The 12901-nt window shown below is 37.3% G+C and carries 13 protein-coding genes and 1 tRNA gene; 10 read left to right on the forward strand and 4 right to left on the reverse strand.

Translation table 11 applies throughout. From position 1 onward, the window contains the following. The 7 genes from ACFIJZ_RS02775 to ACFIJZ_RS02805 form a co-directional block, all read left to right on the forward strand. Positions 1-609: phage antirepressor KilAC domain-containing protein (locus ACFIJZ_RS02775; protein ID WP_375630980.1), on the forward strand; the 609-nt coding region annotated here is incomplete at its 5' end. A 12-nt stretch (positions 610-621) separates the two neighbouring features. After that, positions 622-1026, forward strand: a complete 405-nt coding sequence (locus tag ACFIJZ_RS02780; protein WP_273790345.1) for a hypothetical protein — start codon at positions 622-624, stop codon at positions 1024-1026. Continuing rightward, complete coding sequence (locus ACFIJZ_RS02785) at positions 1020-1403, forward strand: hypothetical protein (protein ID WP_273790346.1); 384 nt, start codon at positions 1020-1022, stop codon at positions 1401-1403. Before ACFIJZ_RS02780 ends, ACFIJZ_RS02785 begins: the two co-directional genes overlap by 7 nt. A 241-nt stretch (positions 1404-1644) precedes the next feature. Beyond that, entirely contained in the window at positions 1645-2454 is an 810-nt protein-coding gene (locus ACFIJZ_RS02790) for an ERF family protein (protein WP_273790347.1), read from the forward strand. A gap of 1 nt (position 2455) precedes the next feature. After that, a complete protein-coding gene (locus ACFIJZ_RS02795; RefSeq protein ID WP_273790348.1) occupies positions 2456-3079 on the forward strand; it encodes a lambda exonuclease family protein in 624 nt (207 codons plus the stop codon). A 58-nt stretch (positions 3080-3137) separates the two neighbouring features. Continuing rightward, complete coding sequence (locus tag ACFIJZ_RS02800; protein ID WP_273790349.1) at positions 3138-3626, forward strand: DUF488 family protein; 489 nt, start codon at positions 3138-3140, stop codon at positions 3624-3626. 96 nt (positions 3627-3722) lie between these two features. Beyond that, entirely contained in the window at positions 3723-3926 is a 204-nt protein-coding gene (locus tag ACFIJZ_RS02805; RefSeq protein WP_273790351.1) for an AlpA family transcriptional regulator, read from the forward strand. A 99-nt stretch (positions 3927-4025) separates the two neighbouring features. Here the strand turns inward: ACFIJZ_RS02805 and ACFIJZ_RS02810 are convergent. Then, positions 4026-4101: transfer RNA gene (locus ACFIJZ_RS02810), tRNA-Phe, on the reverse strand. Positions 4102-4498: 397 nt separating this feature from the next. On the opposite strand from ACFIJZ_RS02810, the gene ACFIJZ_RS02815 reads away from it, so the two are divergent. From ACFIJZ_RS02815 to ACFIJZ_RS02825, 3 genes are all read left to right on the forward strand, one after another. Then, positions 4499-5662, forward strand: coding sequence for a phosphoserine transaminase (locus ACFIJZ_RS02815; protein WP_375630981.1), 1164 nt, complete (start codon positions 4499-4501; stop codon positions 5660-5662). Between the two features lie 385 nt (positions 5663-6047). Beyond that, positions 6048-7337, forward strand: a complete 1290-nt coding sequence (locus ACFIJZ_RS02820) for an adenylosuccinate synthase (protein WP_375630982.1) — start codon at positions 6048-6050, stop codon at positions 7335-7337. Between the two features lie 237 nt (positions 7338-7574). Further along, positions 7575-8996 carry a hypothetical protein gene (locus ACFIJZ_RS02825; protein WP_375630983.1) on the forward strand — a complete coding sequence of 474 codons (1422 nt, stop codon included), beginning with the start codon at positions 7575-7577 and terminating at the stop codon, positions 8994-8996. 203 nt (positions 8997-9199) lie between these two features. On the opposite strand, the gene rpoH is transcribed toward ACFIJZ_RS02825, so the two are convergent. The 3 genes from rpoH to ACFIJZ_RS02840 form a co-directional block, all read right to left on the reverse strand. Further along, positions 9200-10084 carry an RNA polymerase sigma factor RpoH gene (rpoH, locus tag ACFIJZ_RS02830; protein ID WP_273790355.1) on the reverse strand — a complete coding sequence of 295 codons (885 nt, stop codon included), beginning with the start codon at positions 10082-10084 and terminating at the stop codon, positions 9200-9202. Between the two features lie 148 nt (positions 10085-10232). Then, positions 10233-11237, reverse strand: coding sequence for an RluA family pseudouridine synthase (locus ACFIJZ_RS02835; RefSeq protein WP_375630984.1), 1005 nt, complete (start codon positions 11235-11237; stop codon positions 10233-10235). Between the two features lie 29 nt (positions 11238-11266). Then, entirely contained in the window at positions 11267-12697 is a 1431-nt protein-coding gene (locus tag ACFIJZ_RS02840; RefSeq protein WP_375630985.1) for an aldehyde dehydrogenase family protein, read from the reverse strand. Positions 12698-12901 lie beyond the last annotated feature (204 nt).

Raw genomic sequence — 12901 nt, forward strand, 5'->3', positions numbered from 1 at the left:
CGACAAATGTTAGGAGAATTATATCCTGAAGGGGGTCAATCCAAATTTGGATCCACCTATTTAGATAAACAGGGTAAACCCCAAAACTGTTACAACCTTCCTAAACGTGAATGCCTCATTTTAGTTTCTGGTTACAGCATGACATTACGCGCTAGGATTATAGACCGTTGGCAAGAATTGGAAAAGCAAGCAGTAATACCACAAATCGACTACTCAAGCCCTCAAGTTATGCTTGGTGTTTTAACGTATCTCAAAAATGAAAATGAACAAAAAGATAACATTATTGCAAATTTAAAACCAAAGGCAATGGCTCTTGAAAGCTTACAGCGCCATGATGGACTCTTTGGTCTTACAGAAGCCGCTAAAATACTCGAGATGCAACCAAAACAGTTCATTCTCTTCTTACAGAAAAAAGGTTGGGTTTACAGACGAGCAGCAGGTGGAAATTTGCTTCCTTATCAAGACAAAATCCAAAAGAAACTTATGGATTGTCCAACCATCACACTTCAAACCGCAAGTGGAATAGAAAAAGTCATTCCTTGCGCAAAAATCACAGCAAAAGGAATTGGTGTGCTGTCTCAAGAGCTTAAAAGACAAACCATGCATTAAGAGGAGGTTATTATGATAAAAAAGAAGTACGAACTTACTGATGAGAAAGCTGAGTTTAAAGGGGTAACTCTTCACCGTATCCGCGCTTTAAGAGACTTTGGAGTTATTAAAAAAGGTAATTTAGGCGGCTTTATAGAACATGAAAACAACCTATCGCATCATGGTAATTGCTGGGTAGGTGGTAATGCATTCGTCTTATCTTGTGCTTGCGTTTACGATAATGCTCAAGTTTATGATGATGCTGAAGTTTATGGTAGTGCACGAATTAAACATAATGCACATGTTTACGGTTTTGCCGAAGTTTATGGAATGGCAACAGTTTCCGGTAATGCACGTATTTATGGCGACGCAAAAATTTATCGTGATGCGGATATTGATGGCGATAACGTCATGTCCACTGGAGAAAAAGCATGGTGAAAAAATACGAATTGACTAATGAAACCACCGATATTGTAAGTTGCCATACATTGTACCGCATTCGTGCTTTAAGAGATTTTGATGATGTTAAGGCTGGGGACCTTGGGGGCTTTATAGAAAATGAAAGCAATCTCTCTCATGATGGCAATTGCTGGGTCTATGATAATGCTTGTGTTACTTGGGGTTCAAAAATTTATGACAATGCAAAAATTTATAATAACGCCCGAGTATATGGTGGTGGTCGCATTTTTGAAAACGCACAGATTTACGGAAATGCAATTGTTTATCCCAATGCAAGAGTTTATGGCGACGCAAAAATTTACGGAGATTCAGAGATCTGCGGAGAAAGCCGTATCACAACAAACGAGAAAAAATAAATCATGTATAAATATGGAATTAAACCTACCTTGTGTGCACAGTTAGTTGTGAGAAATACTCACAATCTAGGTGAACTTTGTATCACTATCTCTGGGTATAAAGACGAGCCTTATGTAGATACCATAATTTCTGAAGACATAATGCAGCCTATAAAATCCAAACTCTAACAACCAAACCAACTTTTAACACATGCGTGATTCACGCCACGGGTGAATTGCGCTCAAATAGGAGGAAATCAAGATGAGTGAACTAAGTACCACACAAATGGAATTAGTGGAAAAAACGAACGATTGTGAAATCAAACCTACAGCTATGGAGCTTATTTTAGAAAGAGCTTTAGAAAATGATGTCGATATGGATCGTCTCAAGCGTCTTCTTGAATTGCGAGAAAAGGAGATAGAACGACAAGAGTGTCAAAACTTTGTCCGTGATCTTTCTGCTATACAAGTGGAATATAAAAATATCGAACAAAATGCCATTAATACACATACTAAAAGCCTCTATACAACGCTTGATAAATATATTGATGCTATTAAAGAACCTCTTGCAAAACATCACTTTGCCTTGTTCTCTCGTATCAAAGACCAGAGTTCAAATGACATAACTGTAGAAATGACTTTAAAGCATATATCGGGCAATGAAATATCAACACAAGGAACATTTCCCATTGATGCTACGGGAAGCAAAAATAACACACAAGCGGTTGGTTCTACTATAAGCTACGCACGTAGATATCTCTTAGGCATGCTTCTTAATGTTGCAAGAAAAGAAGACGATACAGATGGAATAACACTTCTTGCGGGTATCTCTTCTGAACAGATGAATGAAATCAAAGAATTAATTAAAAAAACACAATCTGAAGAAAGTAGGCTTCTCTCTTTCATAGGAGTAAAAAATCTAAAAGATATGTCTTTTAAACAAGCACAAACCGCTTTGTTTGCTTTGAAAAAAAAGCAGCGAAAGCAAATGAATAAAGCACAACAAGAGCAATTAGATGCACCTATACAAGATATTGAATATGCACCAACTCAACAACAAACGGCGGTGTGAAATGGAACAAAGAACAGCACAATGGTTTCAGGCCCGCTTGGGAAAAGTCACCGCTTCAAACGTTTACAACCTACTGAGTAAAACAGCAAAGGGAATGCCGACAAACAAATATGAAGACTACAAAATCAAACTTATAACAGAACGTTTAACTGGTGAAGTAAGCCAATCTTATCCAACGCCGGCTATGCAATGGGGCATTGAACATGAAGAAGATGCCTTGAAAGAATATGCATTTATTTATGATACAGAGATCATAGAGTGTGGTTTCATACAACACCCCACAATCAAAATGGCTGGTGCTAGTCCTGATGGGTTTGTTGGTGATGACGGTTTAGTTGAAGTCAAATGTCCACAATCACCAAACCATTTACGCTTCTTTATAGATGACACTATAAAGCCTGAATATAGCGCGCAAATACAATTCCAAATGGCTTGTACGGGACGAAAATGGTGTGATTTTATCAGTTATGACCCACGTTTTACGAGGCAATCAACATACTTACGCATGAAAATCAAACGCATTCACCGTGATGAAGAACACATTGAACAGATTAATCAAGCGGTCGAAGCTTTTTTAGCAGAAATAGAACAAGAGATGCAAAAGATTTTGACAAAAGCCGCTTGACGTTATGGGGGTGCTCTCTCCTCCCAGCACCCCCACCCATTTACCAAGGAAATTAAACGTGTGTAACACCAAACATATTATCATACAGCCTGCTAAAGATGAGGAATTTTGTTTTTTTACCATTGGCTATGAAGGTAAGTCCCTTGAGAATTATCTTAGTTGTCTCATAGAAAACAATATCAAAACTTTATGTGATGTTCGTAAAAATCCAATAAGTAGAAAACACGGATTTTCGAAAAGACAATTAGAGAAAGCTGTGAGCAATATTGATATTGAATATATGCATATGCCTGAACTTGGAATTGCTTCTGAAAAACGAAGAAATTTGAAAACACAAAAAGATTATGACCGCCTTTTTGAAGATTATCAAAATACAACTCTCAAGAATAATTCTTGTGCAATAAACAAATTATATCAAATGTTTTTAAACAAAAAGCGCGTTGCAATCACCTGTTTTGAAGCCAATGTATGCATGTGTCATAGAGGACAACTCGCATTAGCTCTTACTCAATTTCCTGATTGGAAATATGAAATTAAGCACATCTAAAAAATAAACTTGCAAATTTTTAAAAGTTGGAGTGCTTCACATGCCTTCCAGCACTCCCACCCATTTAATTAATATAAAAAAGAGAAAGGTAATGAGATGATATTTGATGATGGAGATAGATATGTAACGACACGTGAGTGTGCACAGCTTTTTAGTGTATCCACAACAACGATTCGCAATTGGGTGCTTCAGGGGTTGTTTCCGGAGCCATATAAGCTAGGGAGAGCAGTGAGATGGAGAAAAAAAGAGATCTTAGACTTCACTCCAAAGAAAAATAAGGAGCAAATAAGAACAAATTAGGTAAAATTATATAAACTGTAGAAGGTGGTCTAAAAGGTGGTCTGAAAATAGCTATTTAAAGAAAAAATCTATATATTTCAATATGTTAAAAACAAAAAGTGGTGCCCAGACGCGGATTCGAACCACGGACACGCGGATTTTCAGTCCGCTGCTCTACCAACTGAGCTATCTGGGCATGCTTCATAAAAAACATAAAGCGTTTGCGGTTATAACATTAAAATTTTCTCTGTCCAGTCATCAAAAGAAAAATAATTGATTTTTTAATAAGTTTATCTCCCTATTCTAGAGCGTTATCAATGAATCTTTATCATAAAATAAATTTGATAGGTATATTGGACACTTTAGTGTATTGTTATTAGAATGCTGTCTTATCGTGGTGGTGATACGAAAAAAATTAAAAGAATCAATCGAGAAGCATGATTAAGAAAGATTTTTTTATAAAGTTTCCGTGAATTTTAAGCATACGAAATAATAGACAACATTTTTGACTTTTTCTAAAAAGATTGTTGATTAGTCTTTATAATAATTTGTTTTTCTTTATAAAGAAAAAAACATCTAAAAGGGGAGAAATAATGATAATGTTACAAAAACCAAGTAGTCGTCCCAATAATACTAATTTTTCTTCAGGCCCTTGTAGTAAACGGCCTGGTTGGACTCTTGATGTTCTTAAAAATGCATTAGTTGGGCGTTCACATAGATCTAGAGAAGCAGAATTAAAACTTGCTGAAGTTGTTAATTTAACCCGTGAGATTCTTGAGGTTCCTTCTGATCATCGTATAGGAATTATGCCCGGTTCAGATACCGGTGCTGTTGAGGCTGCTCTATGGTCTCTATTAGGTGAGCGTGGCATTGATATGGCGGCGTGGGAAAGTTTTGGATTTGGGTGGAATAAAGATGTTGTCGAGCAATTAAAGCTTTCTGATGTGCGTCGTTTTGAAGCTCCTTATGGTGAAATACCAGATTTAACACAACTTGACTTTGATCGGGATGTTGTTTTTACATGGAATGGGACAACTTCTGGTGTGCGTATTCCTAATGCGGATTTCATTCCGCATAAACGGGCTGGATTGACCATTTGTGATGCAACATCGGCAGCTTTTGCGCAATATCTTGATTTTTCAAAATTAGATGTTGTTACTTTTTCATGGCAGAAAGTTTTGGGAGGTGAGGCTGCACATGGTATGGTGATTTTAAGTCCTCGTGCTGTTGAGAGGCTTGAGAATCATGTTCCAGCTTGGCCTATGCCTCAACTTTTCTATATGACAAAAAATGGAAAATTGAACGAAGATATTTTTAAAGGAAAGATAATCAATACACCTTCTATGCTTTGTGTTGAGGATTTTCTTGATGGGTTGAAGTGGGCAAAGTCTCTAGGAGGTGCAGCGGCATTAAGAGCACGGGTTGAGAAAAACTTTTCTGTACTTGATGCTTTTGTTCGCAAAACGCCATGGTTAGAATATTTGGCAAAAGATCCTGAAGTGCGTTCTAACACCGCTATTTGTTTAGATATTGTGGATCCAGTGATTACTGCTTTGGATACGGAAAAGCGAGTATCTTTTATAAAAGCGGTTGTGAAACGTCTTGATGAGGAAGGGGTTGCTTATGATATCGGTTCGTATCGCGATGCTCCTCCTGGGCTTCGAATTTGGGCGGGTATAACAATTGAGGCTTCCGATCTTGAAATTTTGACACAATGGCTTGAGTGGGCGTTCCAAGTTGAAAAAGCACAGCTTTAAATAATTACTGGTGATTTTCACAACGTATTTTTAAACAAAAAAGGATACGAGAGATTATGATGATCTTTCGTATTCTTGTATCAGACAGACAGCCTCTAAATATTACGTGAATTGTAAAAGATTAAGAGAGAGAATGAATGCTCTGTCAGGTGTTGGATACGCACAAATTAAAATCTCTATTTTTTTTTACTTTGTTGTAGCAAAAATAACAGATTTAAAATATTTTGGTATTTGCTTATCTTTATTATCATAAATTTGAAAATTTAATCACTTGAAGATTGAGAAAAATCTGAAATGAGGAGTCGCACTTGCTCTAAGGTTTCGTTATAAAGAAGTGTTTGTTTTTGAATGCTGGTTTTTTTAACCAAACACGACGGAGAAAGTTATGGCCAATGTAGTTGTTGTCGGTACACAATGGGGTGATGAAGGCAAAGGTAAAATTGTAGATTGGTTATCTGAGCGAGCAGATATCGTGGTGAGATATCAGGGGGGGCATAATGCTGGCCACACATTGGTTGTTGATGGAGTTAGTTATAAATTATCACTTTTACCGTCTGGTTTAGTGCGTGGCAAGTTATCAATTATAGGTAATGGTGTTGTTGTTGACCCTCATCATTTTGTTGCAGAAGTAAAAAAACTATGTAATCAGGGTGTAAAAATCACACCAGAAATTTTGCGTATTGCTGAAAATGCTCCTTTGATTCTTTCTTTGCATCGTGATCTTGATGCAATTCGAGAAAGCGGTTTATCTGGTTTGAAGATTGGTACAACAAAGCGCGGTATTGGACCGGCTTATGAAGATAAGGTGGGACGTCGTGCTATCCGAGTGATGGATTTAGCAGAAAAAGATACACTTATGGCTAAGATTGAGCGGCTTTTGAGGCATCATAATGCTTTGCGTCGTGGGATGGGTGTTGCAGAGATTGATTCTCGAGCACTTTATGATGAATTGATGCAAGTTGCGGATAAAATTTTGCCCTTTATGGATTGTACGTGGCGTCTTTTAGATGAAGGTTATCGAGGAGGGAAACACATTCTTTTTGAAGGTGCGCAAGGTGCTTTATTAGATAATGATTTTGGAACTTATCCTTATGTAACGTCATCTAATACAGTTGCTGGGCAAGCATGTACAGGTTCGGGGATGGGACCTGATGCAATTCATTATGTTTTGGGTATTGCAAAAGCTTATACTACACGCGTTGGAGAAGGGCCGTTCCCGACAGAGCAGATAAATGATATTGGTGAATTTCTGGGAGTGCGTGGACATGAATTTGGTGTTGTAACGGGTCGAAAGCGTCGATGTGGTTGGTTTGATGCTGTCTTAGTACGTCAGATGGTAACAATTTGCGGTGTTCAAGGTATAGCATTGACAAAACTTGATGTTTTAGATGGTTTGGATGAAATAAAAATTTGTATTGGTTATGAGCTTGATGGTAAAAGAATTGATTATTTACCTTCTTCCATGGGAGCTCAGGATCGGGTGAAGCCTGTTTATGCAACATTAGAAGGTTGGAAGGAAGAAACAGCACATGCATTGAGGTGGGAAGATTTACCAGTGCAGGCTATTAAATATATACGCTATATTGAAGAACTGATTAATACAAAAGTGGCTTTATTATCCACAAGTCCAGAGCGTGAAGATACTATTCTTATTACGGATCCCTTTGTTAATTGATTATTATTTTTAGATTTCTATATATGTTCTCTGTGCGTTTTTGTCTCTTTTTACAAAAAAAGTTTTTACGAGCACGTGAGAGAAAGGTGCAAAATAGCATTGTTTATTTTTCATATTCATTTTACATTATTGCGATAGTTGTACCAATATTAAATGGCAATCAATTTAGAAGGCTAAAATAAAGTTTTTTGGCTTTACTATTGATTTTTTCTCAATTTAAGAGAGATTATAGAGGAAATGGTAGATTTCGTTGGAATCTTAAAAAAGACAATTAATGCACAAAATAATATTACACCACAAGTGCGTAAGCGGATTTATAAGCGTGCTACCGAAACACTAGAACATCAATTTTTAACAGCAAAAATACCACAAGCAATAGCGGATGAACAGAGAAAGGTTCTTCAAAGTTCTATTGCAACTGTTGAAGGAGAATATTTAGCAGTTGAAAAGAAGCGGCTTTCTTCAGTTATTGGGTGGAATCCCACAAATATAAATGAAGATAAGAAATATACAAAAAAAACTATATTACCAAAGAATAATGAATTTTCAGAGGTAAATATAAAAAGAAAACAGGATTTTGTTACGTGTTCAAAGGATAACAAGGTATTTGATGAGCTTTGTGTATCCGATATACCAGATGCAGAGCCTGTTAATATGGAGGCTGATGTGCCTTCTCAGCATGTTAATAGCAGTGTGTTAAAGATTTCTCCTTCGCAGGAAGATAATCCGCATATTGTTTCGCACATTTTTTCTCAGGCTTTACGTCGTGCTAATAAATCGTTAGTGCAAAGGCGTATTGTAATAAGTGCTGTTTCTGTTGTTAGTTTTGTTGTTTTAATTGTTGGTATTTTTTTTGTTGGTGAGCGTGTATTTGTATCAAATGATCATCAGTTTTTAGAAGAAAATCTTCAAGCTTCTCACAGAGTACCAAAGGCATTTCCAATTAAGAGAAAGTTAACACAACGCTTATTAGAGGATGGAAGTGAAATTGATGTTGGTTTAAAACAAGCGATAGATTCTTCGGATGAAGAAGTACTCTCAACAGTTGTTGATAGCAATTTGCAATCGCTTGAAAAATCAGGTGAAGCTGTTTTCTATCAAGCACGTACAAATTATGATGCAGAAAAGATAGCAACGGGAAGTGCTCGCTGGACGCTTATAAAAGAATCTCAAGTGAAGGGGGCTCCAGAAGAAACAACTATACAAGGTGATATAACAATTCCTGATGAAGGGGTATCATTACGGTTAATTTTACGTCGTAATACCGATCAGTCATTTCCTGCTGCATATATTATGGACCTTGTTTTTATTCTTTCTGATAAATTTTCAGGTAAAGCTATAAGCAATGTTCAAGCATTAACCTTTAAAGCAAGTGAACAATCCATTGGACAGGCTTTAACAAGAACCATTGCTGCAAAGATTAACGATGACTTTTTTCTTGTCGCATTGAGTGGTAATCATCCATTTCTTGATCGAAATTTACAATTGATGCGAGAATTAGATTGGATGCGTTTGGTGTTAACGGATAAAAACGGGCGTATAAGTGAATTAACCTTTGCAAAAGGACCAACAGGTAAGTCTATTTTTAATGAAGTTATTGGACAATGGCTTGCACAACAAGATAAGTTAACAGTTCTTGGTCAAAAAAATAAAACATAGATGTAAAAAAATAAACGGCTGTGAAGAATTTTCTACGACCGTCTTTATCAATTATATACCAAATATATTCAATAAAGCTTTACATATCAATAACTTAAAGAATTCGATAGGCTAATTTACAAGTATAAAGCCAAGGCATGCTTTTTTTCATTTTCACATTTAAAGAATGTGCAAACCATTGGCTTTATACTTAACTCTAGGTTTTATACTTGACTTTGAGATAAAGTAGAATCTTTGATAGAGTTTTGCACTTTTTCAAATGCACGCATTTCAATTTGTCTTACTCGTTCTCGACTAATATTAAATTCACCAGAGAGTTCTTCTAGGGTTAGTGGTACATCGTTTAAACGACGCGCTTTAAATATACGCTTTTCGCGTTCATTGAGATTGTCCATGGCATTTATGAGCATGGAACGGCGATTTTCTAATTCACTTTTTTCAATTAAAATTTGTTCTTGATCGTTAGATTCATCCACCAACCAATCTTGCAACTCACTGTTTTCCCCTTCTTTTGTTCGAATTGGTGCGTTGAGTGAAGTGTCACCACCAAGCCTACGATTCATTGATACAACTTCATCTTCTGTGACATTCAACTGGATTGCAATTTTTTTCACTTGTTCTGCATTGAGATCGCCACTATCAAGTGCTTGAAGTTTACTTTTTAACTTACGAAGGTTGAAAAACAAACGCTTTTGATTAGCTGTTGTCCCCATTTTCACCAAACTCCAAGAGCGCAATACATATTCTTGGATTGATGCTTTAATCCACCATATTGCATAGGTTGCAAGACGAAAACCCCGCTCTGGTTCGAAACGTTTAACAGCTTGCATGAGTCCAACATTGCCTTCTGAAATGACTTCCCCAATGGGAAGTCCGTAGCCCCGATATCCCATCGCGATTTTAGCTACGAGACGCAAATGGCTGGTTACTAGCCTATGCGCAGCTTTTAGATCATTATGCTCACGGTAACGCTGAGCTAACATATATTCTTCTTTTGGCTCAAGCATTGGAAAACGACGCACTTCTTCCAAGTAACGGTTTAAACCACCATCACCTGTCATTACTGATAATAAATTCATATGGGCCATATAGCACCCTCCTTTTGTTTGAATTCCCTGATAAGGCAAATTCTATGTTTTAGATAGCTAACTATCCTCATAACCTCACTCTAGCATATTTTTCAATTTTGTTCAAAAAAAGATATTTTATTGTGAAATCTTGAGAAGGGGAAAAGTTTCAATTCATTTTTTTAAAAAGCTTAATAAGTTTAGCCATATCTTGAGGCAGTGGTGCGGAAAACGACATAACTTTACCGGTAGAAGGATGTTCAAAAGTAAGACTTGCAGCATGGAGTGCATGTCGGTTGAATTGATCGATTGCATTTCTAATAGTGGGGTTGAATGTGTTTGATTTTGTTTTAAAAGCGTTTCCATAAACTGTATCGCCTATGAGTGGATGCCCAATATGAGTCATATGAACACGGATTTGATGGGTGCGTCCAGTTTCCAAGCGACATTCCAGAAGGCTAGCAAAAGATGTTGAGTCTGCATGAGAGCCATATTTTTCAAGCAGAGAAACATGTGTAACAGCATGACGAGCATAAGGGGTTTGGTTATGGATGACAGCTTGCTTTGTCCGGTTATGGGGCGAACGGCCAAGTGATGCATCAATTGTCCAGACATTGCGCTGAGGTGTTCCCCAAATCAAGGCATGGTAGCGTCGATCTAATGCGCAGGTACGTCCATGATCAGAAAATTGAGCACTGAGACTTTTATGAGCTAGATCATTTTTTGCAACAACCATAACACCGCTTGTATTTTTATCAAGACGATGGACAATGCCAGGGCGTTTAATACCACCTATACCAGATAAACTATTCCCACAGTGGTAAATAAGGGCATTAACCAATGTACCGGTCCAATTGCCATTCCCAGGATGAACAACAAGACCAGCTGGTTTGTTAATAACAATGACATGATCATCTTCAAAAAGAATGTCCAATGCAATGGCTTCAGCGCTAGGTTCTGCATCACGAAGGTCAGGCATTTCCAATTCAATTATTTGGTTAGGTTTTAATTTTGTTTTTGGTTCCTTTATGAATTGACCATCAATTTTAAGACAGCCTTCACGGATGAGGGTTTGCAAACGCGAACGCGAGAGCACATCATGATATTGTTTTGCGAGCCACTGATCAAGACGTTGCCCAAGAGCACCTTCATCCGTTATTTTCTGTATTACCATACGATTCCTATTAAGTTTTTAATAAGATTTTACCAGTACGAAATTGCTTTACTATCGAGAAATTCTTTAATTCCCCAATGTCCTCCTTCACGAGCGCGCCCAGAAAATTTTACACCTCCAAAGTAGCTTCCACTGGGTAATCCATGTCCATTAACTTCTACCATACCAGAGCGTACTTGTGCCGCAATACGACGACATTTGTTGCGATCTTGCGATTGAATATAGTTTGTAAGACCATACTCAGTCTCATTCGCTAAAGCGACGGCTTCTTCTTCTGTACTAAAAGAAAGAATCGAGAGAACTGGACCAAAGATTTCTTCTTTAAAAATACGCATATGAGGTTTTACATCAGCAAAGACTGTTGGACGGACATAATAACCGCGTTCCATTCCTTTTGGTAAACCAGTCCCGCCTGCAACAAGAGTTGCACCTTCATCAATTCCCGATTGGATAAGATCTTGAATTTTATCATATTGTTTTTTTGAAACGACAGGTCCAATATGATTTCCTTCTTGGCAGTTTGGTCCTACTTTTGTTGTTTCTGCAATATCTTTGGCTATTTTTATGGCTTTGTCATAGATGCTCTGTTCCACAAGCATACGAGTCGGTGCATTACAACTTTGTCCACTATTATAAAAGCAATGTCGTGCACCACGTTGAATAGCATCTGAGTCGGCATCAGCAAAGATAATATTCGCTCCTTTTCCACCAAGTTCCAGACAGACTCTTTTTAAAGTAGCGCTGGCATTTTTAGAAATATCTTTTCCTGCTCTAGTTGAACCAGTAAAGCTGATCATTTCTAAATCTGGATGTGCAGAGAGGTAAGAGCCGACAGTCGCACCATCACCATTGATTAAATTAAAAACACCGGCTGGAAGTGCGGCTTCATCTAAAAATTCAGCAAAAAGCATAGCAGAAAGAGGCGCAATTTCAGAGGGCTTTAACACCATGGTACAGCCAGCCAAGAGAGCAGGAATAACTTTAAGAGTTACTTGATTCATGGGCCAATTCCATGGCGTAATTAATCCTATGACGCCGATAGGATCGTAGTGAAGGATTGCTTGCTCATTTCCCTTTATTAAAGTTTCTTGGAACGAAAACTCTTTATAAGCTTCGATAAAATTGCGAATATGGGAACTTCCGGTTGCAGTTTGCGCATTAAGCGCCATATCAATCGGTGCTCCCATTTCCATTGAAATGGTTTTTGCCATGTCTTTGGAACGTTTTTCGTAGATCTCTAGAATTTTTTCAACAAATCCAAGACGCTCATTTGGTGACGTTGTTTTCCATTTTTGAAACGCTTCTTTAGCCGCATTAATTGCTTTATCGGCATCTTTTGTACTTCCAAGGCTAATGACAGCACAAGCCTCCTCTGTTGATGGATTAATGACGTCAAAATCGTGAGGAATGCTTGGCTCATCCCATAGACCATTGATATAAAATTTCCGTTTATTAAACATAATTCACTCCCTTTTTTCTATTTGTATTTATGTAATTATGATTGTCTTAGTCTAAGCCTTTTTAAACGAGGATAACAAGGGTAATCTTATAAAAACGCGAGAAATTAGATTATATCGTGATAATTGAGCATGGAGAATTCAATAGAGCAATGCTCATTGTATTATTGAGACTAGTTTCTCTTATGCAAAGGGAGAGAAAGAGAG

Source organism: Bartonella sp. CL70QHWL, from assembly GCF_042194855.1.
Lineage (GTDB): Bacteria > Pseudomonadota > Alphaproteobacteria > Rhizobiales > Rhizobiaceae > Bartonella.

Bases quoted from the DNA above. Each gene is read 5' to 3' on its own strand.
- ACFIJZ_RS02780 (WP_273790345.1), top strand. From the start codon at position 622: ATGATAAAAAAGAAGTACGAACTTACTGATGAGAAAGCTGAGTTTAAA.
- ACFIJZ_RS02785 (WP_273790346.1), top strand. From the start codon at position 1,020: ATGGTGAAAAAATACGAATTGACTAATGAAACCACCGATATTGTAAGT.
- ACFIJZ_RS02790 (WP_273790347.1), top strand. From the start codon at position 1,645: ATGAGTGAACTAAGTACCACACAAATGGAATTAGTGGAAAAAACGAAC.
- ACFIJZ_RS02795 (WP_273790348.1), top strand. From the start codon at position 2,456: ATGGAACAAAGAACAGCACAATGGTTTCAGGCCCGCTTGGGAAAAGTC.
- ACFIJZ_RS02805 (WP_273790351.1), top strand. From the start codon at position 3,723: ATGATATTTGATGATGGAGATAGATATGTAACGACACGTGAGTGTGCA.
- ACFIJZ_RS02815 (WP_375630981.1), top strand. From the start codon at position 4,499: ATGATAATGTTACAAAAACCAAGTAGTCGTCCCAATAATACTAATTTT.
- ACFIJZ_RS02820 (WP_375630982.1), top strand. From the start codon at position 6,048: ATGGCCAATGTAGTTGTTGTCGGTACACAATGGGGTGATGAAGGCAAA.
- ACFIJZ_RS02825 (WP_375630983.1), top strand. From the start codon at position 7,575: ATGGTAGATTTCGTTGGAATCTTAAAAAAGACAATTAATGCACAAAAT.
- rpoH (WP_273790355.1), bottom strand. From the start codon at position 10,084: ATGGCCCATATGAATTTATTATCAGTAATGACAGGTGATGGTGGTTTA.
- ACFIJZ_RS02835 (WP_375630984.1), bottom strand. From the start codon at position 11,237: ATGGTAATACAGAAAATAACGGATGAAGGTGCTCTTGGGCAACGTCTT.
- ACFIJZ_RS02840 (WP_375630985.1), bottom strand. From the start codon at position 12,697: ATGTTTAATAAACGGAAATTTTATATCAATGGTCTATGGGATGAGCCA.